The 22,342-nt window shown below is 67.2% G+C and carries 17 protein-coding genes and 1 tRNA gene; 4 read left to right on the top strand and 14 right to left on the bottom strand.

Features of this window, described 5'->3' with window-relative positions; genetic code table 11:
- The first annotated feature begins 284 nt into the window (after positions 1-284).
- Genes addB through trxA form a run of 3 tightly spaced genes read left to right on the top strand, consistent with a single transcriptional unit; the run spans position 285 to position 7,431 of the window.
- Positions 285-3,419: a double-strand break repair protein AddB gene (gene addB / locus VQ044_RS15310; RefSeq protein WP_327648091.1), complete on the top strand. Its 3,135-nt coding sequence runs from the start codon at positions 285-287 to the stop codon at positions 3,417-3,419.
- On the top strand, positions 3,416-7,057 hold the full coding sequence (addA, locus tag VQ044_RS15315; protein WP_327648093.1) for a double-strand break repair helicase AddA: 3,642 nt from the start codon (positions 3,416-3,418) through the stop codon (positions 7,055-7,057). The genes addB and addA overlap by 4 nt, the downstream gene beginning before the upstream one ends.
- A 56-nt stretch (positions 7,058-7,113) precedes the next feature.
- Positions 7,114-7,431 carry a thioredoxin gene (gene trxA / locus VQ044_RS15320; protein WP_327623593.1) on the top strand — a complete coding sequence of 106 codons (318 nt, stop codon included), beginning with the start codon at positions 7,114-7,116 and terminating at the stop codon, positions 7,429-7,431.
- A 94-nt stretch (positions 7,432-7,525) separates the two neighbouring features.
- On the opposite strand, the gene VQ044_RS15325 is transcribed toward trxA, so the two are convergent.
- The 9 genes from VQ044_RS15325 to VQ044_RS15365 all read right to left on the bottom strand — a co-directional run bounded on the left by VQ044_RS15325 (position 7,526) and on the right by VQ044_RS15365 (position 14,122).
- A complete protein-coding gene (locus VQ044_RS15325; RefSeq protein ID WP_327648094.1) occupies positions 7,526-7,924 on the bottom strand; it encodes a (R)-mandelonitrile lyase in 399 nt (132 codons plus the stop codon).
- Between the two features lie 101 nt (positions 7,925-8,025).
- Positions 8,026-9,360 (bottom strand): bifunctional folylpolyglutamate synthase/dihydrofolate synthase, encoded by a 1,335-nt coding sequence (locus VQ044_RS15330; protein ID WP_327648095.1) that lies wholly within the window; start codon positions 9,358-9,360, stop codon positions 8,026-8,028.
- A gap of 42 nt (positions 9,361-9,402) precedes the next feature.
- Positions 9,403-10,338, bottom strand: coding sequence for an acetyl-CoA carboxylase, carboxyltransferase subunit beta (gene accD, locus VQ044_RS15335; RefSeq protein ID WP_327648097.1), 936 nt, complete (start codon positions 10,336-10,338; stop codon positions 9,403-9,405).
- Positions 10,339-10,386: 48 nt separating this feature from the next.
- Positions 10,387-11,220 (bottom strand): tryptophan synthase subunit alpha, encoded by an 834-nt coding sequence (trpA, locus tag VQ044_RS15340; protein WP_327648099.1) that lies wholly within the window; start codon positions 11,218-11,220, stop codon positions 10,387-10,389.
- 1 nt (position 11,221) lies between these two features.
- Positions 11,222-11,542, bottom strand: a complete 321-nt coding sequence (cutA, locus tag VQ044_RS15345; RefSeq protein WP_327648101.1) for a divalent-cation tolerance protein CutA — start codon at positions 11,540-11,542, stop codon at positions 11,222-11,224.
- Positions 11,539-11,949, bottom strand: a complete 411-nt coding sequence (locus tag VQ044_RS15350; RefSeq protein ID WP_327648102.1) for a hypothetical protein — start codon at positions 11,947-11,949, stop codon at positions 11,539-11,541. The genes cutA and VQ044_RS15350 overlap by 4 nt, the downstream gene beginning before the upstream one ends.
- Positions 11,942-12,223, bottom strand: coding sequence for a hypothetical protein (locus VQ044_RS15355; RefSeq protein WP_327648103.1), 282 nt, complete (start codon positions 12,221-12,223; stop codon positions 11,942-11,944). Before VQ044_RS15355 ends, VQ044_RS15350 begins: the two co-directional genes overlap by 8 nt.
- A 1-nt stretch (position 12,224) precedes the next feature.
- The gene (gene trpB, locus VQ044_RS15360) at positions 12,225-13,445 is read right to left on the bottom strand and encodes a tryptophan synthase subunit beta (protein ID WP_327648104.1); all 1,221 of its coding nucleotides are present in this window, start codon (positions 13,443-13,445) and stop codon (positions 12,225-12,227) included.
- Complete coding sequence (locus VQ044_RS15365; protein ID WP_327648106.1) at positions 13,442-14,122, bottom strand: phosphoribosylanthranilate isomerase; 681 nt, start codon at positions 14,120-14,122, stop codon at positions 13,442-13,444. The genes trpB and VQ044_RS15365 overlap by 4 nt, the downstream gene beginning before the upstream one ends.
- A 469-nt stretch (positions 14,123-14,591) precedes the next feature.
- On the opposite strand from VQ044_RS15365, the gene VQ044_RS15370 reads away from it, so the two are divergent.
- A complete protein-coding gene (locus VQ044_RS15370; protein ID WP_327648108.1) occupies positions 14,592-15,476 on the top strand; it encodes a Crp/Fnr family transcriptional regulator in 885 nt (294 codons plus the stop codon).
- 443 nt (positions 15,477-15,919) lie between these two features.
- Here the strand turns inward: VQ044_RS15370 and VQ044_RS15375 are convergent.
- From VQ044_RS15375 to VQ044_RS15395, 5 genes are all read right to left on the bottom strand, one after another.
- A tRNA-Arg gene (locus VQ044_RS15375) sits at positions 15,920-15,996 on the bottom strand.
- A 205-nt stretch (positions 15,997-16,201) separates the two neighbouring features.
- Positions 16,202-18,670, bottom strand: a complete 2,469-nt coding sequence (gene hrpB, locus VQ044_RS15380) for an ATP-dependent helicase HrpB (protein WP_327648110.1) — start codon at positions 18,668-18,670, stop codon at positions 16,202-16,204.
- Positions 18,667-19,320 carry an ATP-binding cassette domain-containing protein gene (locus VQ044_RS15385; protein ID WP_442872935.1) on the bottom strand — a complete coding sequence of 218 codons (654 nt, stop codon included), beginning with the start codon at positions 19,318-19,320 and terminating at the stop codon, positions 18,667-18,669. Before VQ044_RS15385 ends, hrpB begins: the two co-directional genes overlap by 4 nt.
- Positions 19,320-21,029: an ABC transporter permease gene (locus VQ044_RS15390; protein WP_327648114.1), complete on the bottom strand. Its 1,710-nt coding sequence runs from the start codon at positions 21,027-21,029 to the stop codon at positions 19,320-19,322. Before VQ044_RS15390 ends, VQ044_RS15385 begins: the two co-directional genes overlap by 1 nt.
- 82 nt (positions 21,030-21,111) lie before the next feature.
- Entirely contained in the window at positions 21,112-22,335 is a 1,224-nt protein-coding gene (locus tag VQ044_RS15395; protein WP_327648115.1) for an ABC transporter substrate-binding protein, read from the bottom strand.
- Between the last annotated feature and the right edge of the window lie 7 nt (positions 22,336-22,342).

Raw genomic sequence — 22,342 nt, forward strand, 5'->3', positions numbered from 1 at the left:
TCTGGGGCATTACCATGTCGATACGTTACCTGCGCCCTCAAGGGTAAATTCCCGGGTGGTCGATGTCTCATCGTCATTGGCACGGAGGGATAGACGCCGTCCACGGGTTGTTTCTTAGCATCTCCGACAGATGGCTTGCCACTCAGGTTACCGCTCGATTTAGCGAATGGCAGCTACTCCCGATGCAGGTTCGTTAGCCGCTAGTCCGCTATCGGCCCGAAGCTGCCCCCCCAAGATCGCCCCACCCCCTCACGAATCATCCCCATCCCCGCTAGTCTGCCGCGATGAACGCGCGCATCCTTTCGATCCCGCCGGGCCGGCCCTTCCTGACCACGCTGGCCGAGGCGCTGCTGGGCGGCCAGCTGGTGCCGTCGTTTCGCTATGACGGCGCGCCGCTGGCGCTGGCGGACGTGACCATCTACGTCCCCACTCGCCGCGCGGCGCGGGCGCTGGCGTCCGAATTCGCCGCGGCGATCGGGGCGCGGTCGTCATTAGAGGACGGGGCCGGGGCCGGCGGAAGCGCCATCCTGCCCGCCATCCGGCCGATCGGCGAGGGTGACGACACCGGCCTGTTTTCGCCCGCCGGACCGAGCCTGGAGCCGGCGATGGGGGCGCTGGAACGCCGGCTCCATCTCGCCCGCCTCGCCCGGCATTGGCGCGCCATGACCGACCGGGGCGCCTTTCAGGCGCTGATCGGCGAAGACGCGGTGCTGCCGGTCTCGGCCGCCGACGCGCTGTGGCTGGCCGGCGATCTCGGCGCGCTCATCGACGAGGTCGAGACCGAGGGCACCTCGCTGTCGCAATTGGCGACGCTCGCGCCCGACGCCCTCGCCGACTGGTGGCGGCTGACGCTGACCTTCCTGTCGATCGTCACCGAGGCCTGGCCGAAAGCGCTGGCCGCCACCGGCCAGGTCAGCGAGGCGGCGGCGAAGAACGCCTGGCTCCGCGCCGAAGCCGCGCGGCTGCGCAGCGGCGGCGCGCGCGGCCCGGTGATCCTGGCCGGCTCCACCGCGACGGCGCCGGCAACGCTCGACCTGATGCACGCCATCGCCCATCTTCCGGACGGCGCGCTGGTGCTGCCCGGCCTCGACCGGCATCTGGAGCCGGAGACCTTCGCGGCGATCTCGCGCGCCGCCTCGGTCGCCGCGCCGGGCCATCCGCAATACGGGCTGAAGACGATCCTGACCCGCTTTTCCCGGCCGCCGGAGAGTGTCGATCATCTCGGGGACGGGCTCGATCCGGCGCTGGCGGCGCGCGAGGCCTTTCTCGCCGACGCCCTGCGCCCGGCCGAAACCACGGACGCTTGGAGCGGCGCGGCGGCCCGGCACGGTCCCGAGGCGCTCGCCGGCCTTTCCCTGATCGAGGCAGGCGATGCCCGCGAGGAGGCGCTGGCGCTTGCCGTCGCCATGCGCGACGCGCTGACCGACCCGAGAGCGCGCGCCGCGCTGATCACGCCGGACCGCAATCTTGCCCGCCGCGTCGTCGCCGAGCTGTCGCGCTTCGGCATCGCGGCGAATGATTCCGCCGGCAACCCGCTTGCCGCGACGGCGCCGGGGACCCTGCTCGCGACCACCATCGCCGTGGCGTTGTCGCCGGGCGATCCGATCGCGCTCGTCTCGCTGCTCAAGCACCCGCTCACCCGGCTCGGCCTCGGCGGCGGCGAGGCCCGGCGCGCGGCGCGGGCGATCGAGATGATCGCGCTGCGCGGCTCGGTCGGGGTGGCGGACGGGGCGCGGCTCGGCACGATCATGCGCGAACGGCGGGCGGCGGTCGAGGAAGACAGCCACGTGGCGCGGCCGGTGAAAAATCTGCCCGAGGCGGAACGCGATCTGGCGCAGAGGATGGCCGACCATCTGGAACGCGCGCTCGAACCGCTGACGGCGCTGCGCGGCGGCGAGGAGCGCGAGATCGCGGCCTATGCGGTGGCGCTCACCCGGTGTCTGGAAGCCCTCGCCGCCGACGCCGAGGGCGACGCCTCGGAGCTCTATGCGGAAGAGGCCGGCCGCGCGTTGACCGACTTCCTCGCCGAGCTGGTGCAGGCGCCACAGACCGGTTTCGGCTTCGCTTCGGGAGAGTTCGGCGACGTCATGGCGGCGCTGATCGCCGGTCAGACGGTGCAACCGCGCGGCGGCCTGTCCGCCAGGGCCTTCGTCTGGGGCGCGCTGGAAGCACGGCTGCAGAGCGTCGACACGGCGCTGCTCGGCGGCCTCAACGAGGGCAGCTGGCCGGCGGGGGCGAAGAGCGGCGCCTTCCTGTCGCGGCTGATGCGCCGGGAGATCGCGCTGGATCCGCCGGAGCGGCGCATCGGCCTCGCCGCCCATGATTTCTGGATGGCGATGGGGGCAAAGCGCGTCGTCCTGTCGCGATCCCGGCGCTCCGGCGGCGCCCCGGCGATCGCCTCGCGCTGGCTGCAGCGGATCCTGACGCTCGCCGGGGACGAGGGCGCGGCGCGGCTGCGGGAAGCAGGCGCGCCGTTCCTCGCCCATGCGCGCCAGCTCGACGTCGCGGCGCCGGTGCCGCGCGCAAGCCGGCCGGAACCCAGACCGCCGCTCGCCGACCGCCCGACACGCTATTCGGTCACCGATGTCGAGACGCTGATCCGCGATCCTTATGCGATCCACGCGCGCAAGATCCTGCGATTGGAGCCTCTGCCCGATCTGATGCGCGACCCGCACGCGGCCGAGCGCGGCAGCCTTTATCACGAGATTCTCGCCCGTTTCGTCATCGACGGCAACGACCCGCTGGCCGAAGACGCGGTGGCGCGGCTCCTCGCGATTGCCCGCGAGCGCTTCGACGCCGAGGCGTTGCCGGCCGACATCGATGCGGTGTGGTGGCCGCGCATGGAAACGCTGGCGGACAACTACATCGTCTGGGAGCGTGGTCGTGCGGACCGGGTCGCCACCCGCCACGCGGAGGCCGCCGGGCGCTTCGACTTCACCGATCTGTCGACGCGGCTGACCGGTTTCGCCGACCGCATCGATCTCCTCACCGACGGCTCGGTCGAGATCCTGGATTTCAAGACCGGGGCCAATCCCTCGGTGTCCCAGGCCCGCGCCCTGCTTGCCCCGCAGCTGCCGCTGGAGGGCGCGATGGCCAAGCTCGGCGCCTTCGCGGACGCGGGAAAGGTCTCGCGGATTTCCGACCTCGTCTATGTCCGGCTGCGCGAACGGGCGCTGACGGAGGACCGGCTCGCCACCGATGGCGGGCGCAATGGCGAGCCGGTCGACCCGGACGCCCTCTCCGACGAGGCGCTGGCGAAGTTCCGGGCGCTGGTCGCCGCCTTCCGCGACGAGGCGAAAGCCTTCACCTCGCGCACACGGCCGTTTCTGGCGGGCGATTTTTCCGGCGATTACGACCATCTGGCGCGGGCGCAGGAATGGTCGATCGGGGCGGACGAGACCGGCGAGGCGACGTCATGAGCCAGTTTGTCGGAATCGCCGAGACCAGCCGGCTGCAACAGATCGCCGCCGATCCGAGCCGCTCGGTCTTCGTGTCGGCCAATGCCGGCTCGGGCAAGACCCACGTTTTGACCGAGCGGGTGGTGCGGCTGTTGCTCGCCGGAGCGGAGCCGTCGAAGATCTTATGCCTCACCTACACCAAGGCGGCGGCCGCCGAGATGTCGACACGGGTGTTCGGCCGGCTGGCGACATGGGCGACAGCTAAGGACGCCGCGCTGCGTGAGGAACTGGCCAAGCTCGATGGCACACCGCCGTCAGACGCCCGGCTTCGTGCTGCTCGGCGCCTGTTCGCAGAAGCGCTTGAAACGCCGGGCGGGCTGAAGATTCAGACCATTCACGCCTTCTGCGAGTCCATCCTGCATCAGTTTCCCCTGGAGGCGAACGTTCCCGGCCATTTCGAGGTGCTCGACGACGCCGGGAGCGCCGCTCTGCTCGGCGAGGCCCGCCGCCGGCTGATCACCGGCGCAAGCCGCGCCGAGGACGACGCCAATGAGGCGCTCCCGCTCGGCGAAGCCTTTGCCACGGCCCTGTCGCTGGCCGGCGAGTGGGGCCTCGATCAGCTGATCGGCGAGATCGTCCGCAAGCGCGACGCGATCCGCCGGCACATCGACGCGGCCGGCGGCCTCGATGGCGCCCTCGCCCTGCTGCGTTCGGCGCTAGGCCTTGCGCCGGACGAGGACGAAGCGGCGATCCTGGCCGACGCCGTTCCCGCTCCGGGTTTCGACGAAGCGTTTTGCCGCGAAGTCCTGACGGTCGCCGAATCCAGCCCGAAAGCGACCGACAAAAAGCTGGTCGATCGGCTGAATGCGCTGCTCGATCCCGGTACCGATGCGGCGCGCTTCGAGGCGCTGCGCACGGTCTGCCTCAAGAAGGACGGCGGGCCTTACAAGCCGGGAAGCGTCGCCACAAAATGGGTCACCGATTTCTTCGAGGATTTCGCCGACCGCCTTCAGCAGCTCGCGGACCATGTGCTCTCCATGGAAAACCGCCTCGCCTCGGTTCGTCTGTTCCGGGCGAGCGCGGCGGCGCTGGTCATTGCCGATGAATTCGAGCGCGACTACGCCATCCTCAAGCGCCGGCGCGGCAAGCTCGATTTCGAGGATCTGATCGTCAGGACCGCCGATCTCCTGACCCGCGCCGAGGCCTCGGCCTGGGTCCACTACAAGCTCGACCAGGGGATCGACCATGTGCTGATCGACGAGGCGCAGGATACCAGTCCCCGCCAGTGGCAGGTGATGCGCCAGCTGGTCGACGAGTTCTTCGCCGGTGAAGGCAGCCGTGAGGTCGCCCGGACGGTGTTTGCCGTCGGCGACGAGAAGCAGTCGATCTATTCCTTCCAGGGTGCCGATCCGGCGAAGTTCGCCGAAGAGCAGCGGACGATGAGCGGGCGCGCGCAGGCCGCGCTGGCAAGCTTCGAGGCGGTGCGGCTGACCCAGTCCTTCCGCGCGGCGAAGGATGTGCTCGACGCGGTCGATCGCGTTTTTGCCGACGCCGACAACCGTCAGGGCCTGTCCTCCGACGACCTTCCTCCGACGCACCAGACGGCGCGCGACGACGGGCCGGGGCTGGTCGAAATCTGGCCGGTCTATCAGGCTGAAAAGCGTGAGGAGCCGCGCGATTGGCTGAAACCGGTCGACGAGGAACCGGAGAATTCCCCGAGCAACCGTCTGGCGCGGCGGATCGCCGGGCAGATCGGCGAATGGCTCGGCGACCCGATCGTCCACAAGGGCAAGCGGCGGGCGCTGACGGCGGGCGACATCATCATCCTGGTGCGCAAGCGCTCCGGCTTCGTCGAGGCGATGGCCAAAGCCCTGCGGGACGCCGACATTCCCGTCGCCGGGGCCGACCGGCTGGTGATCACCGACCATATCGCCGTCAAGGATCTGATGGCGCTCGGCCGCGCGGTGGTCAATTTCGATGACGATCTGTCGCTCGCCGAAGTGCTCAAGAGCCCGTTCTTCGGGTTTTCCGACGACGAATTGATGGCGCTCGCGCTGTCGCGGGAGCCGCGCGAGCCGCTGTCGCTCGGGCTGCGGCGCCTGTGCGGCGAGACAGGCACGGCGCGCCTTCCGGACTTCGTGCCGAAGGAAACGACGGCCGCCTTCATGGCCAAGGCGCGGGCGGCGCTGGCGCAGCTGGAGGAATTACGCGACCGCGCCGGCTTCGAGACGGTCTTCGCCTTCTATGCGCGCCTCCTCGGCCCCGAGGGCGGACGGGCGCGGCTGACCGCGCGGCTCGGCGCCGACGCCGGCGAGGTCATCGACGCCTTTCTCGATCTCGCGCTTGGCACCGAGGAGGCGGGCGAGACCGGCCTCGACGCGTTTCTCGCGACCCTTTCCGCCGACCCGCCGCAGATCAAGCGCGAGATGGAGCAGGGCCGCGGCGAGGTCCGGATCATGACGACCCACGCCTCCAAGGGTCTGGAAGCGCCGGTAATCTTCCTGGTCGATCCGGGCTCCGCGCCGTTTTCCCACGCCCACGGGGCGCGGCTGATGGAATGGCTGGGCATGCCGGGGCTTTATCCCGGCCAGGCGCCGGGCTTCCTCTGGCGCGCCGCCAAGGAACTCGAAAACGACGCCATCGCGGGTCTGAAGGAGGCGGAGAAGACCCGCGCCGAAGAGGAATACCGGCGGCTGCTCTATGTCGGCATGACCCGCGCGGCAGACCGCCTCGTCGTCTGCGGCGTCGCCGGCGTGCGCGGCCCCAACGAGAATTCCTGGCTGCAGCGGGTCCAGGCGGCGCTGCGGCAGGATTGCGAGGAGGTGACGGACGCCGAGGGCGGGGTCACCGCATGGCGCTTCGGTTCGCGCGGCCCCGGTGACAAGCTGGCGGCCGCGAGCACCGATCGGGGAGCAGCGCCGAGGCCGCTCGACCTGTCGCCGCTGCCGCCCGAGATCCTGCCGCCACGACCGCTCTCGCCATCCTCGGTCGGCGATGCAGCGGAGCTCAGTTCCGACACGCTGGCGGCTGGCGAAGCGCAAGCCTTCGTCTCGCCGGTGCTGGGCGAAGGGTCCGGCCGTTCGGGCGAGCCCTCTTTCGCGATTCGCCGCGGCCTTATCGTCCACAAGCTGTTGCAGGTACTGCCCGACATCGCGCCCGACGAACGGGAGGCAGCGGCACGCCGTTATGTGACGCTCGGCGCCCCCGAGATGAGCTCGCGCGATCACGATCAGCTGATCGGATCGGCGCTTGGCGTGATGGCGGAGCAGGCCTTCGCCCCGATCTTCGCGGCCGGCAGCCGGACCGAGATCTCGGTCGCGGGCGACATTTCACTGGGTGGCCGAACCTATCGCGTCAACGGTACCATCGACCGGCTGGCGGTGACGGACACCAAGGTCCTGATCGTCGACTACAAGACCAATCGCCCACCGCCCCGGACTTTGGACGCCGTCGCGCCGGCTTACATCCTGCAGCTGGCGCTCTATCGCGAGCTGCTGAAGCCGCTCTATCCCGCCCATGCGATCGAGGCCGCGCTGGTGTTTACCGAGGCGCCGCTGCTGATCGCGCTCGCGCCGAGCCTCATGGACGCGTTCATCGCGCGGCGCAGCACCGTCGCCACCGCCGCAACGCAGCGTCAAGAGGATGCACCGCCGGCTTGATTTGGCGGACCACCCCTTCTACCTGTGTCTCGAACAAGGATTTTGGGAGCCGCTTGATGGCCACGACAAAGATCGACACCAACAATTTCAAGACCGACGTTCTGGAGAGCGACAAGCCCGTCGTCGTCGACTTCTGGGCGGAGTGGTGCGGCCCCTGCAAGATGATCGCGCCGAGCCTCGAGGAAATCTCCAACGAAATGGACAATGTCCGGATCGCCAAGGTCAATATCGACGAGAACCCGGACATCGCCGCTCAGTTCGGCGTCCGCTCGATCCCGACCTTGATGATGTTCAAGAACGGCGAGCCGGCGTCCGTCCAGGTCGGCGCGCAGTCGAAGTCGAAGCTCGTCGACTGGATCAAGGGCGCCGCCTGAGCGTCCCCAACCTCGCGCGTTTCACGTGAATCAGAAAAAAGCCCGGGCGGATTGTCCGGGCTTTTTTCATGTAGCGGTTCTGTTCGACGCGACGTCAGGCCGCGGCGTATTCCTCGTCGCTGACATGCTCCAGCCAGTCGACGGCGACGCCGTCCTTCGCCTCCTGCATGGCGATGTGGGTCATCATCGTTTCCGTCCCGGCGCCATGCCAGTGTTTTTCGCCGGGCGGAATCCAGATGACGTCGCCCGCGCCGATCGTCTGGACCGGTTCGCCAAAAGTCTGGAACCGGCCGGTTCCTGCGGTCACATAAAGGGTCTGTCCCAGCGGATGGGTGTGCCACGCGGTGCGGGCGCCCGGTTCGAACATCACCACGACCGCCCGCAGGCGCGCCGGCTCCGGCGCCTCGATGATCGGGTCCTGCCAGACCGTGCCGGTGAAATAGCTGGCCGGCACCCGCCGGGTCGGTACTGACCCGCGACGCTTGATCTCCATTGTCCTCTCCCTCTCTTTCCACGATCGACCGGGCCGCCTCGCCCTCCGAAGCGGCCATGCTTCCACGACGATGCCCGCTGGGCGCCGGCGGGCCGGGGTCCTCAGCGCGGCGCGAGGCCGCTCTGAGCCAGCACGTCCCCGACCAGATAGAGCGAGCCGCAAACGAGAAAGCGCGGCGCCCGGTCGCTGTCCCAGGCCGACGAGACCAGGCGGATGGCTTCCTCAACCGTCGCGCAGGGCTCTGCGTCGAGCCCTGCAGCGATCGCCGCCTCGGCCAGTTCGTTCGGATCGATGCCCGCGTCGGACGCTTCGACTGGCACGGTGAAGACATGCCGGGCGATCCCGGCGAAGGACGCGAAAAACCCCATCGGGTCCTTAGTGTTGATCATCCCCACAATGAGGAACAACGGTCGCGAAACCCGTTCCTCCATGTCAGCGAGGGTTTCGGCGATCGCCGACCCCGCGCCGGGATTGTGGCCGCCGTCGAGCCAGAGTTCGGAGCCCGGAAAGGCAGCGCGATAGAGTGGACCCGAAGCGATCTGCTGCATGCGGCCCGGCCATTCCACATTCGACAGACCCGTCTCGATCGCCTGGTCGCTCGGGCCGAAGCCGGCATGGCGGAGCGTGGCGATCGCCGTCGCCGCGTTGATCAGCTGATGGCGGCCCGGAAGCCGCGGCATCGGCAGGTCGAGTAGCCCCGTATCGTCCTGATAGACGAGCCGGCCATGCTCCTCATAGGCGAAGAAGTCCTGGCCATAGACCAGCACCGGCGCGTTGGCGCGATCGGCCATCGCGGTGAGCACGTCCAGCGCGACCGTCTCGCCCTGCTGACCGACGATGACCGGCACGCCCGGCTTGATGATGCCGCCTTTTTCCGCCGCGATCAGCTCCACACGATCACCGAGATAGGACTGGTGATCGAGCGAGATCGAGGTGATCACGGTCGCGGCCGGCTTTTCCAGGACGTTGGTCGCATCGAAGCGTCCGCCGAGGCCGACCTCGATCAGCGCGACATCGGCCGGCTGCTCGGAAAACAGCAGGAAGGTGACCGCCGTCAGGATCTCGAAGACGGTGATCATTTCCCCGCCATTGGCGGCCGCGGCCCTCACGACGGCGTCGGCCAGAAGCCGATCGTCGACAAGCGCGCCGGGCTGGCCGTAGCGGCCGATCCGATAACGCTCATGCCAATTGACCAGATGCGGCGAGGTGTGGACGTGAGTCGCCCGGCCGTCGGCCTCCAGGATCGCCCGGCAAAAGGCCGTGACCGATCCCTTGCCGTTGGTTCCGGCGATGTGAATCTGCGGCGGCAGACGGTTTTGCGGGTCGCCAAGATCGGCGAGCAGACGGCGAATACGGTCGAGCGACAGGTCAAAGCCCTTCGGATGCTTCAGCATCAGGGACTCGATCTCTGTCGTGGCCAGTGAGGTCGTGGTCATGGATGAGAATTACGCGAGAGCATGAGCGGATGCAAAACTGATTCAGGCGGCCGGCTGCGGCTCGGACGGCATAGTCTCGGGCTCGACTGTCGGTTCCGCCTCATCCTCGATGCGCGCCGCCATATCGACGGGCGTCTTGGTCAACAGCTTGGCCAAATTCGCGATCGTCGCCTTCAGTTCGTGCCGATGGACGACCATGTCGACCATGCCATGGGCCATGAGATACTCGGCCCGCTGGAACCCCTCGGGCAGCTTTTCGCGGATCGTCTGCTCGATGACGCGGGCGCCGGCGAAACCGATCACCGCGCCCGGCTCGGCGATATGGACGTCGCCCAGCATCGCGTAGGATGCCGACACACCGCCGGCCGTCGGGTTGGTCAGGACGACGATGTAGGGCAGCCCGGCCTCTTTGAGCATCTCCACCGCGACGGTGGTCCGCGGCAGCTGCATCAGCGACAGGATGCCCTCCTGCATGCGTGCCCCGCCGGAGGCCGCGAACAGGACGAGCGGCCGGTTTTCCGCGATCGCGGTCTCGAAGCCCCGAATGATCGCCTCGCCAGCCGCCATTCCGAGCGAACCGCCCATGAAGGCGAAATCCTGGACGATCGCCATGATCGGCAGGCCCTCGATCGCGCCCCGCGCCGCGATCACGGCGTCGTCCATCTCAGCCTTGGCCTTGTACTCCTTCAGGCGATCGACATAGCGCTTGGAGTCACGGAATTTCAGCGGGTCGAGCGCCACCTTCGGCAGTTCGATCGTCTCGAAAACACCGTCGTCGAAGAAGCTCTTCAACCGGTCCCTGGCGCGAATGCGCATGTGGAAGTCCGAGGATGGGATCACCCACTGGTTGGCCTCCAGATCCTTGTGGAAGACCATTTCGCCGGTCTCCGGACACTTGATCCAAAGGTTTTCCGGCACCTCGCGCGTGGCGAGGAGGCTGGAAATCTTGGGGCGGACGTAGTTGGTGATCCAGTTCACGGCGCGGCTGTTCCGATTGACAAGGGTTGTTCGCAGATGGTCGCGCGGTCAGGCATCCGCAAGACGGGCGGCGCGAACGCCGCCAGCGAGATCGCGCACCAGATCGGTGACCGCCGTTACCGTGCCTGCTCCCGCGCGGCCGTCGGTCAGCGACGCCTCAAGGGCGTTGATCAGCGCGGAACCGACGACGACGCCGTCCGCCGCCCGGCCGATCTCGCGAGCCTGTTCGGCGCTGCGCACGCCGAAGCCGACGCAGACCGGCAAGTCGGTGTGGCCCTTGATGCGTCCGACGGCGGCCGCGACCTTCGTGGCGTCGGGCGCGGCGGAGCCGGTGATGCCGGTGATCGACACGTAATAGACGAAGCCGGAGGTGTTCTTCAAAACCGCCGGCAGGCGCTTGTCGTCGGTGGTCGGCGTCGCGAGGCGAATGAAATTGAGGCCCTTGTCGAGAGCCGGCAGGCAGAGCTCGTCGTCCATCTCGGGCGGCAAATCGACGACGATCAGACCGTCAACCCCGGCGGCCAGCGCGTCCTGGACGAAGCGTTCGACGCCGTAGACGTAGATCGGGTTGAAATAGCCCATCAGGATCAGCGGCGTCGTCGTGTCGCTTTCGCGGAAGGCGCCGACCATCGCCAGGGTCTTTTTCAGGCTTTCGCCGGCCTTCAGGGCGCGCAAGCCGGCCTTCTGGATCGCCGGACCGTCGGCCATCGGGTCGGAAAACGGCATGCCAAGCTCGATGATGTCGGCGCCGGCGCCGGGCAGCGCCCTGACGATCTCGAGCGCCGTGTCATGGTCCGGATCGCCCGCCATGACGAAGGTGACGAGGGCGGGACGCCCCTCTTCGGCCAGCGCGCGGAATCGGTCTTCGATGCGTGTGGTCATCTCAGGCTCTTGTCACTTCGGCGATCCACTCGGCGGTCGCCACGTCCACATGGTCGACAGCAAAACCGACGATCGCGGGCGTCTCATAGGGATGATGCGTGCGGATCGCCTCGCAGCAAGCATCGAACAAATCGGCACGGGTCTTGATCGTCAACGGCCATTCGTCGTGCCGCTCCTTCTTGCCCTGCCACAGATAGCGGCTGTCCACCTCCTTGCCGATATTGCAGCAGGCGGCAAGCCGGCCGTCGAGAAGCCCATGCGACAATTCGCGCGCGACCTCGAGCGTCGGGCAGGTCACGTGGATTTCGACGATTGCGGTCATGGCGAGCCCGGTTGGCTGGTTGGCGATTGCACCGAGGCTAGTGGTTGCCGAACGAATTGCTGAATTCGATCCTGAAAGGTTATGACCGCCGTGAGGATGGCCAGCGTCAGAATAACGCTCGAAACTACGAATCCTTTACTGGGCAAATGGTCCACCCGCGTCTCGATCCGCGAGAGTCGGTCGCGTACGTCCCGCATATCGGTGCGCAACTCCGTGACGTCGCGTTCGATATGAGCAACACTGGCTTCGAGTTTGGCTACGCGTGGCTCCATGCCATCACCTCCCGAACCACCATCGCTGCCTCCACGATTAAAATGTGTTTCAACACGCTTTAGGAGCACCCTGGCATCGTCAGGGCTGTCGTTATCCGCAAAGACCTGCCTGATTTTCTGCGGTACATCACTCATCAGATCGAGTCCCCGCTAACTCTTCGACAAAATAGTCGAAGGCCGCTGTGGATTGCTCCGCAGACGCAATCAACTGTTCGATCTCTTTTGGAGAAATTTCTCCAAGTGCCATCGCCGCAAGAGCCGTAATCGTACGCTGCTGAAATGCTGCATTCGCGCTGAGATAGGCTAACAAGCCTATGATTTGGTTTGATTTCAGCGATATTTCGTCTCTGTTTTCTAGTGCAGCCAACGCCTCGCGATGACGTTGCAGCCGCGTCGGTTCCTCACTCACACTACAGCTCCACGCCCAGATGCTTGGCCGCCGTGAACACGTCCTTGTCGCCGCGACCGCACAGATTCATCAAGATGATCTTGTCCTTGCCCATCTTCGGCGCGCGCTTGATGACTTCCGCGAGCGCATGGGCCGGCTCCAACGCCGGGATGATGCCCTCGACGCGGGTCAGCATCTGGAAGGCATCCAGCGCCTCGGTGTCCATGATCGGGACATATTCGACCCGACCGGTATCCTTCAACCAGGAATGCTCCGGCCCGATGCCCGGATAGTCGAGCCCGGCCGAGATCGAGTGGCCTTCCTTGATCTGGCCGTCCTCGTTCTGCAGCAGATAGGTGCGGTTGCCGTGCAGGACGCCGGGCGACCCCGCCGTCAGCGAGGCGCAATGTTCCTCGCCGTCGAGCCCCTTGCCGCCCGCCTCGACGCCGACCATCGCCACGTCCTTGTCGTCGAGGAAGGGGTGAAACAGGCCGATGGCGTTGGAGCCGCCGCCGACGGCGGCGACCAGCAGGTCCGGCAGCCGGCCCTCGGCCGCCATCATCTGCTCCTTCGCCTCCTGGCCGATCACGCTCTGGAACTCTCTGACCAGTTCTGGATAGGGGTGTGGGCCGGCGGCCGTGCCGATCAGGTAATAGGTGGAATCCACATTGGTCACCCAGTCGCGCAGCGCCTCGTTCATGGCGTCCTTGAGCGTGCCGTGGCCGGCGGTGACGGGGATCACCTCGGCCCCGAGCAGCTTCATGCGGAAGACGTTCGGCGACTGCCGCTCGACATCCGTCGCGCCCATGTAGACGACGCAGGGAAAGCCGAAGCGGGCGCAGACCGTCGCCGTCGCGACGCCATGCTGGCCGGCGCCGGTTTCGGCGATGATCCGCGTCTTGCCCATCTTCTTGGCGAGCAGGATCTGGCCGAGGCAGTTGTTGATCTTGTGCGAGCCGGTGTGGTTCAGTTCGTCGCGCTTGAAATAGACCTTGGCGCCGCCAAGCCTTTCGGTCAGCCGCTCGGCGAAATAGAGCGGCGACGGCCGGCCGGTATAATGGGTGTTGAGATTGTCGAGTTCGGCCTTGAACGCCGGATCGACCTTCGCCGCCTTCCAAGCGTCTTCCAGATCGAGGATCAGCGGCATCAGCGTTTCGGCGACGAAACGCCCGCCGAAATGACCAAAGCGGCCGTCCTCGTCGGGACCGGCGCGAAACGAATTCGGGGTCAGCGGCTGGTTCACGAGGCACGGGCCTTTCTCGCCGGCTCGTCCATGCGGAGGCGATCCAGCGCGTCGAAGAAGGAATGAATGCGACCGACATCCTTGACGCCGGGCGCGCTCTCGACGCCGGACGACACGTCGATGCCGGACGGCCGCGCGATGCGGATGGCATCGACGACGTTGTCGGCGTCGATGCCACCGGAAAGCATGTAGGGCGGAGCCGGGTCAAGGCCGGCGAGAATCCGCCAGTCGAAAGCGATGCCGTTGCCGCCGGGAAGACTGGAGCCCTTCGGCCGCTTGGAATCCAGCAGCAGGCGGTCGGCGACGCCGAGATAATCGGCGATCGCGGCAAGGTCGGCGGCCTCGGCGACCGGCAGCGCCTTCATGATCTTGAGGCCGGTCGACGCCTTGATCGCGGCGACCCGCTCCGGGCTTTCCTTGCCGTGCAGTTGCAGCCAGTCCGGCCGCATCTCGGCCGCGAAACGCGCGACCAGATCATCGTCCGGATCGACCGTGACGATGACCGTCTCGGCGCGCCCCGCCACGGAACCGACGAGCTCCGCCATCGCCTCGACGTCGAGATGGCGCGGGCTCTTGGCGAAATGCACGAAGCCGACATGGCTGGCGCCACGCTGAAGCGCCGCCGCGATGGTCGCGGGCGTCGACAAGCCGCAGATCTTGACGTCGAAGGCTCGCAAGAAACGCTCTCCGGGGTTTGGTATCTCGCCGGCTTACCGGATTTACCTGCTTATCGCGCGCTGGGCGATCGGGAGCAAGGAATGCAGGTGAAAAGCCAGAGGGGAGATTCAGCTAGTTGAACCGTCTTTGCATCCGGCCCTCCTATCCGGTGGGCAGACGGGACGCACGAAGGGCCAAGCTGGGCGCCTTGAAGAAGCGCGGAATCCGGCTCCCTCGGGTGAGCTGACGACGGAGATGCGGTTTTGCTCCTCGTGGAGCGCCGCTTTCGTGTGGGTTCTGCCATTAAGCCATCATTACTATCCCACTCGGCCGCCCTATGTGTCCTTCAGGCGAGTGACTTTGGAAGGTGAGCTACATGTCGAAAATCTCGAGCGCTTTCTATCAGGCCCGCGCCGACGATGCAGCCGAGGAGATTGAGCAGACGAAGCTTGCCGGTGCAAAGGGACGGTTCGAGCAGTCCCGGATCGCTTGGCAGGGATTGGCCGACACGGCGCGCAGGCTCGAAGAAGAGGCCGCTGTCTCGACGAGGCTGACAACGTCTCCTGGCAATATGCCTTAAGGCACGCTCAACTGCCGAGCGGGGCGCTCCTCGCGAAAGAAGGCAGCATGACCAATCCGCTTATCCAAAAGCTCGAATACGGCGCCAATCTCACGGACGACCATCGCCGCATTTTGGAAAGGACGTCGCAGAAGCGGCGACAGGTCCCCCGAAAGGAGCATCTGATCCGAGAGGGAGAAAGGCCAAGTTGTGTGCGCTTGGTGATGGAAGGCTTCGCCTGCCGTTACAAGCTGTTGCCGACCGGTGAGCGTCAGATCATGGCCTTTCTCGTTCCAGGGGACTTCTGCGATCTGCATGTCGCGATCCTTGGACGTATGGACCACAGCATCGTGACACTCTCGCCTTGCACCATTGTCGATATTCCTCGCGAGACGATTATGGATCTGACCGACAACCATCCAGCCATCACCCGTGCCCTCTGGTGGGCCACTCTCGTCGATCAGGCGGTCTTGCGGGAATGGATCGTTGGCTTGGGACAACGGCCGGCAGAGACTCGGATAGCGCACCTTCTCTGCGAACTCACGACACGGCTGGCCGCCGTCGGACGCGTCACCGACGGTGCTTTCGATCTGCCGATCACGCAGGAGGAATTTGCCGACACGCTCGGCCTTTCCATTGTCCACACCAATCACATGCTGATGAACCTCCGCGACAAAGATCTCGCGACCGTCCAGAACAAGCGCGCAATAATCCACGACTTCGAACAGCTGATGCGGTTCGCCGACTTCACCCCGGACTATCTGCATCTTTCCGATCGATCGGGCGTTGACCAGGTAAACCGGAATTCGGCGTAGCATTGCGCGAAAGGCGAGCGGCGGCTTCCAGCCGTTAATTTAGCCGGTACATCCTGGCACAAGGAAGTAGACATTCACTTGTTGGGATATCTTGGTCCCTAAAGGCGCTTTGCCACCAGACCCGTCAACGCGCGGTGTACATCTTCGGCCACGTAGGGCTTGGTCATGCTCGGAAGATTCCGATACGATTCCGGCAATTCTTGCTGTCATGCCCCGTCATGAACGCGAACGGCACGTGGCGCCCTTTGAGGGTGTCGGCCACAGGATAGACGGTATGTAGGCCGATGTTGACATCCAGAAGCGCCAGATCGAACTCTTCCGACCTGGCTGCCTACAACGCTGCATCCAGGTTTCCCACCGGCCGACGATTTCGCAACCAAGCAAGGATGAAAGTCAGAAAAAAAATTCTCCGGATACGAAAGCCCTGCAAGATCAGAGCCTTATGGTGCACCCGACTGGATTCGAACCAGTGACCTCTGCCTTCGGAGGGCAGCGCTCTATCCAGCTGAGCTACGGGTGCCCGGGTCGCGGGCGACGTCCCGCAAGGGACATCGGCGCGCGGACGATCTCTCCCTAACCGATCCCGCCCGCTCTCGCAAGGAAGTCTGCGGGCTCCTCCGAAGGCAGAGGTCACGGGTCCGAATCCTGTCGGGTGCGATGCTTCTCGCCGTTCAGGTAAAACGTGCCCAAGACACGGCCAATCGCGATCTGACTAGGCACACGGACTATTTGCGTGGCTTGGCCCGCGCCGTCGGGGCGGCGCGGGCCGGGTCTTCCGGCCAGACATGCTTGGGATAGCGCCCGCGCAGATCGGCCCGCACATCCGCCCAGGAGCCGGACCAGAAGCCCGGCAGATCGCGGGTAATCTGGATCGGCCGGTGGGCCGGCGACAGCAACTCGATGGTCAATGGCAGCTGTCCGTCGGCGATCGCCGGATGGCGGGTCAGGCCGAACAGTTCCTGCACGCGGATCGCCAGCACCGGCTGGTCGTCGTCATAGCGGATTGGCACGCGCGAGCCCGTCGGTGCCTCGAAATGCGATGGCGCCAACTGCTCCAGCCGGTCGCGCAATGGTGCCGGGATCAACCCGCGGAGCGCCTCCGACAGTGCGGCGGGCGTGATCTGCGACAGGCTCGTCACCCCCGGAAGATACGGCAGCAGCCAGTCATCGAGACCGACGAGCAACGCCGCGTCGGAAAAATCCGGCCAGGGCGGGCCATACGCCTTGGCCAGAAACCGCAAGCGCCGCAGCAACCGCTCCCCCTCCTTGCCGAAGGGCAGCGCCACGAGGCCGAGGCGGCAAATGCCCTCGGCGAGCGCGCGGGCGGTCGCTTCGCCGGACGGCGCAGGCAGCGGCGCTTCCGACAGCGTCGCGCGGCCGAGACGCCGGATGTTGCGCGCCCGCACCGCGCGCGCCGGTGCATCGAAGGCAACGACCACTTCGCTCACGCCCCGTTCGGCAACGATCCGCTCCATCGCCGCCTCGCTCAGAGCGGCGGCCGACAGAATGCGGCCGGCGCGCGCCTGGCCCTGCAACTCGGCCACCACCAGGAATTTTTCACGGGCCAGCGCTGTGGTCTCGTCGAGGACGCCACCACGACCGCTGGTCAGGACGAAATGACCGCGGGCGCCTCGGGCGACAGCGATCCGGTCGGGATAGGCGAGCGCCAGCAGCGCCCCCGCATCGTCCGGCTCGTCGTCGACGGAAGCGGATGTGGCCTCCCGCGCCGTCGCCGCGATCCGCCGTGCCAGACCGTGCGCCGCCTTGGCCCGTGGGCCGCGATCGGCGCGAAACCGGCGCAAGCGCTCGGCGAGATCGGTGTCGGTGCCGCCGAGACCGCGTTCGGTCAGAAGCACGGCGAGCATCGCGGCATGCAGCCGCGCATCGCCGCCGGCCGCAACGACCATTCGGGCAAGGCGCGGCGGCAGCGGCAAAGTTCGCATCGCCGCGCCCGTCGCGGTCAGCCGGCCGGTCGCGTCGAGCGCGCCGAGTTCGGCCAGCAGCGCCCGTGCCTCGGCAATCGCGGGCGCGGGCGGCGGATCGAGGAAGGCGAGATTCGACGGCTCGGCGACACCCCAGGCGGCGCAGTCGAGCACCAGACCGGACAGGTCGGTCGCGAGAATCTCCGGCCGGTCGAAGGCGTCCAGCCCGGCCGTCTGCTCGGCGCGCCACAGCCGGATCGCAGTTCCTGGTGCGGTGCGTCCGGCGCGGCCTGCCCGCTGATCGGCCGAAGCGCGCGAGACGCGTACCGTCTCCAGCCGCGACAGGCCGGTCGCCGGCTCGAAGACCGGCTGCCGCCTCAGCCCGGAATCGATAACGACGGACACGCCGTCGATGGTCAGTGAGGTCTCGGCGATCGACGTGGCGAGCACGATCTTGCGGGTGCCGGCCGGCGCCGGGCGAACCGCCTGATCCTGCGCCGCGCCGTCCATCGCGCCGAACAGCGGCGCGACGACGACATTGTCGGGGACGATAGCGCTTAGCCGCTCGGCGACGCGCTCGATCTCGCGCTGGCCGGGCAGGAAGACCAGAAGACTGCCCGCTTCCTCGGCGAGCACCGCCCGCGCCGCGGCGACCACCGCGTCTTCCGCCGGCTCGGTTCCGGGCCGATCGCGATAGCGGACCGTCACGGGAAAGGTGCGCCCGGCGCTCTCGATCACCGGCGCGTTGCCAAGCAGCGCGGCGACGCGGGCACCGTCGAGGGTCGCCGACATGACCAGGATCCGCAGATCCTCGCGCAGCGCCGACGCCACGTCGAGCGCCAGCGCCAGGCCGAAGTCGCCATCCAGCGAGCGCTCGTGAAACTCGTCGAAGAGGACGGCCGAGACGCCCTTGAGCTCGGGGTCCGACAGGACCATGCGGGTGAAGACGCCTTCGGTGATGATCTCGATCCGGGTCTTCGCCGAGACCTTGGTGTCGAGCCGCATGCGCCAGCCGACCGTCTCGCCCACCGCTTCGCCGATGATCTGCGCCATGCGCCGCGCCGCGGCGCGCGCCGCGAGCCGGCGCGGCTCGACGAGCAGGATCTTGCCGCTGGCCATGAAGGCTTCGCCCAGCAGATGCAGCGGCACCAGCGTCGTCTTGCCGGCGCCCGGCGGGGCCACCAAAACGGCGCGGCCGGCGTCGGTCAGGGCGGCGGCGACGTCGCAAAGGACCGCCGAGACCGGCAGTTCGGGAAGCGCTAGCCGCGTCACGACTCCACCGCCGCCGGCAGCGCGACGATCGGCCCGCCGGCCGCTTCCGCATCCTCGCGGTCATGGGTGACCAGCAGCGCGGGAATGTCGCGCTCCGCCACGAGGCCGAAGACGAGGCGCCGGATCGTCTGGCGCAATTCGGCGTCGAGGCCCGAGAAGGGCTCGTCGAGGAGCAGCGCCTTCGGCTCGGCCAGAAGCGTGCGCGCCAGCGCGACGCGGGCCGCCTGACCGCCGGACAGCGTCGCGGGATCGCGGGCGAAGTGATCGCCAAGGCCGACTTCGTCCAGCATCGCCTCCGCCGCCTCGCGGCGCGCATGGCGGCCCTTGATGGCGAACGGCAGGGCAAACAGAAGATTCTCGCCGACCGACATGTGCGGAAGCAGCAAAGCGTCCTGGAAAAGCAGGCCGATGCGACGGCGCTCCGGCGGCAGTCCGGTCAGGTCGCGGCCATCGAGAACGACGCGTCCGCTTGCCTGGAAGGCCGGGTCGAGAAAGCCGGCGATCAGCGCAAAGAGCGTCGACTTGCCGGACCCGGACGGCCCCATGACGCTCAGCGTCTCACCGGGCGCGATGCGGGTGTCGAGCGCCAGCAGGCGACGCGCGCCGAGCCGGATCTCGACCCCATCGAGAAGCAGTCCCCTGTCATCCATCATCCGGCCCTCATGCCGCGCCGGTGACGCCAGAGCAAGATCGGAACGAGACCGGAGGCGGCGAAGGCGAGAAAGGGCAGCAGCGTCTGCAACAGCGCGTAGGCGCCGATAATCCGGCGGTTGCCGCCCGAGGCCAACGCCACCGCTTCGGTGGTGATGGTCGGCAGCCGTCCGGCACCGACGAGAACGGTCGGCAGATATTGCCCGACCGAAACGGCGAGGCCGATCGCCAGCGCCGTTAGCACCGGCGCCGTCAACATCGGCAGACGCACGCGGGCGAACACCGACATGCGCGAGCGGCCGAGGCTTGCCGCCACCCGCTCGTAACGCGGGTCGAGGGCGAACCACGGATCGGCCAGGGCCAGCGCCGCATAGGGCGCAACGAAGACGAGATGGACGGCGATGAGCAGCGGGATCGACGGGGTCAGGCCGATGGCCAGAATCAGCACCTGCAGGCCGAAGACGAAGGATATCTGCGGCACGATCAGCGGCAGATACAGCAATCCGGCGATCGTCGAGGGCAACCGCACCTCGCCACCGCGCGCCGCCGGAAACCGGCGGCGGTGGCCTTCGAGCAGCGCAATGACGAGGATCAGCGCCAGCAAGGCAGCGGCCAGCGCGACGACGAAGGTCGTCCAGAGCGGGCCCGACGCCCCGGCAAGCGCTCGCCGCCAGGTGGTCAGGTCGAAGCTACGCGGCAACAGGTCGGGAAAGCCCCAGAAGCCCGACACCGACCACATGAGCAGCATCGCCAGACCAAGGAAGACCGCCGCGCCCGACAACGCGACCGGCACCGCGGCGAGATCGCGTGCAACCCGATCTTCGGCAAAACGTCTGCCGGTGTGCGCGAGGCATCGGCAGGTCCAGCCCATCGCCCGCTCGCCCGCCAGCCAGACGGCAATCACGAACAACGTGGCGCCGAGTTGCAGCATCGCGCCGGCCGACGCCTGAAAGCGCATCGCCAAGTCCGGATCACCCATCCAGCCGAGCAGCCGAACCGCGAGCGGCGCCGGCGTCGAGGGCCCAAGGATCAGCGCCACATCGACCACCGAGGAGGCGAAGGCGGCGACCGCGACGACCGGCAGACGGATCTGCCGGTAGACCGACGGCCAGACTGCCAGGACGAAGCCGGCGATGCGGCCATAGCCGAGCGAGCGGGCGAGCCGCATCCGCTGCTCGGCGTCGGCCTGCGGCAGCGCGGCGAAGGCGACAAGAAGCAGGAACGGCATTTCCTTGGCGACCAACGCGGCCATCATCGATAGCGCGAACGGATCACCGACGATCAAAAGGTCCGGCGGACGGTCGAAGCCGAGCGCGAAGGCGGCAAGGCGGAAGACCAGTCCGGACGGGGCGATCAGGAACAGGAGGCCGAAGGCCGCCGCCGCGTGGGGCACGGCCAAAAGCGGCGCGAGACTCTGGCGGGCGAGGCGGAAGGTGCGCGTGCCGAAGAAGGCGGCGAGAAAGATCGCGACGCCCACCACCGAGACGAAGGTCGTCAGCAGCCCGGACGCGACGCTCAGCGCAACCGACGTGCCGATACCCGGCTCGTTCAGGAGATCGCGAAACGGTTGCAGCGAGACCATGTCGCCGCCGAGCGCCGGCAGATAGCCGAAGGCCGGCAGGATCGCGCCGGCCAGCCCGACGCCGACCGGAGCGGCGAGGAGGAGAGCGATCAGCCAGGGTATGGAGTCGAGACGTCTCTGTCTCATGGGACGAGGATCTCGACGGACGCGGCGCGCCTCCGTTCTGGTCGGCGGCGTGCCGTCCCGGGCGTTATAGCGGAACCCGTACTCAACTTCCGTAGCGCCGTTTCCACTCCGCCTCGATGCGGGTCATCCAGGAGGCGTCTGGCTCAGGTAGCACCGGGCCGAGATCGGCCGGGGCCAGGGTCGCCACGCCGCGATCGAGATTGGCGAAGGCGTCGCGATCCTCCACCGGCAGCTTGTCCATGGCGAGCACGGTGGGATCGCCCCAATATTTTGGATCTTCCTTGCGCAGTTGTGCTTCCGGCGACAGCAAGAAATCCGCGACCACCATCGCCGCTGCCTTGCTCCCCGAATTATAGGGGATCGCGACGAAATGCGTGTTGCCGAGCGTGCCTCCCGGAAAAACGAAGGAGCGCACCGTGTCCGGCAGTTCGCCGGCCGCGATCGCCGCCGAGGCCTCGGCCGGATTGAAGGCGAAGATGATCCCGAGTTCGCCGTCGGCGAGAAGCTGCTTCATCGCCGGATAGTTCTGCGGGTAATCCCGGCCGCCGCGCCACAGCGCCGAGCGGAGCGCGTCGAGCCAGGCCCAGAGCGGCGCCGTCACCGCCTCGAAGGTCGCCTCGTCGACCGGTTTCGCGAGCACGGACGGGTCGCCCGCCTGTTCGATCAGCACCTGTTTCAGAAAGCTCGAGCCGATGAAGTCCGGCAGCGCCGGATAGGAGAACTGGCCCGGATGGGCCTTTGCCCATTTAAGCAGCGCGTCGGTGTCCTTTGGCATGTCGGCGACAGGACCCGAGCGCGCGGTGTCGACGAAGAACACCATCTTCGCCCCGCCCCAGGGCGATTCCTGGCCGTTGGTCGGGACGGTGGAGTCCGTGGTAACGCTCGGGTTGGCCGTATCGACATAGCGCCAGTTCGGAAGCTGGGTGGCAAACCCCTTCGCCAGAAGGCCTTTCTCCTGCATCGAGACGAAATTCTCGCCATTGATCCAGACGAGGTCGACCGAACCGCCGTCGTCCTTGCCAGCGGTCTTTTCGGCAACGACCGCGGCGACGGCGTTCGCCGTGTCGTCGAGCTTGACATGGTTCAGCGTAACGCCGAACCGGTCCTTCACCTCGCCGGCGACCCACTGGATGTAATCATTGATGTTCTGCGAGCCGCCCCAGGCGTTGAAATAGACGCTCTGGCCCTTCGCCGCCTCAAGCACCGCAGGCCAATTCGACGGATCAGGATCCGCCGCCTTGGCCGGCGATCCCGCCGAAAGGATCGCCGTTAGCGCAGCTATTCCCAAGCCCCATGCCTTCATCATCCGTCCT

The sequence above is a fragment of the Aurantimonas sp. C2-5-R2 genome (genome assembly GCF_036549495.1).
GTDB classification, from domain to species: Bacteria; Pseudomonadota; Alphaproteobacteria; order Rhizobiales; family Rhizobiaceae; genus Aurantimonas; species Aurantimonas coralicida_A.

Excerpts from the sequence above, each read along its gene's own strand:
- addB (WP_327648091.1), top strand. The coding sequence starts at position 285 with ATGAACGCGCGCATCCTTTCGATCCCGCCGGGCCGGCCCTTCCTGACC.
- addA (WP_327648093.1), top strand. The coding sequence starts at position 3,416 with ATGAGCCAGTTTGTCGGAATCGCCGAGACCAGCCGGCTGCAACAGATC.
- trxA (WP_327623593.1), top strand. The coding sequence starts at position 7,114 with ATGGCCACGACAAAGATCGACACCAACAATTTCAAGACCGACGTTCTG.
- VQ044_RS15325 (WP_327648094.1), bottom strand. The coding sequence starts at position 7,924 with ATGGAGATCAAGCGTCGCGGGTCAGTACCGACCCGGCGGGTGCCGGCC.
- VQ044_RS15330 (WP_327648095.1), bottom strand. The coding sequence starts at position 9,360 with ATGACCACGACCTCACTGGCCACGACAGAGATCGAGTCCCTGATGCTG.
- trpA (WP_327648099.1), bottom strand. The coding sequence starts at position 11,220 with ATGACCACACGCATCGAAGACCGATTCCGCGCGCTGGCCGAAGAGGGG.
- cutA (WP_327648101.1), bottom strand. The coding sequence starts at position 11,542 with ATGACCGCAATCGTCGAAATCCACGTGACCTGCCCGACGCTCGAGGTC.
- VQ044_RS15350 (WP_327648102.1), bottom strand. The coding sequence starts at position 11,949 with ATGAGTGATGTACCGCAGAAAATCAGGCAGGTCTTTGCGGATAACGAC.
- VQ044_RS15385 (WP_442872935.1), bottom strand. The coding sequence starts at position 19,320 with ATGGATGACAGGGGACTGCTTCTCGATGGGGTCGAGATCCGGCTCGGC.
- VQ044_RS15390 (WP_327648114.1), bottom strand. The coding sequence starts at position 21,029 with ATGAGACAGAGACGTCTCGACTCCATACCCTGGCTGATCGCTCTCCTC.
- VQ044_RS15395 (WP_327648115.1), bottom strand. The coding sequence starts at position 22,335 with ATGATGAAGGCATGGGGCTTGGGAATAGCTGCGCTAACGGCGATCCTT.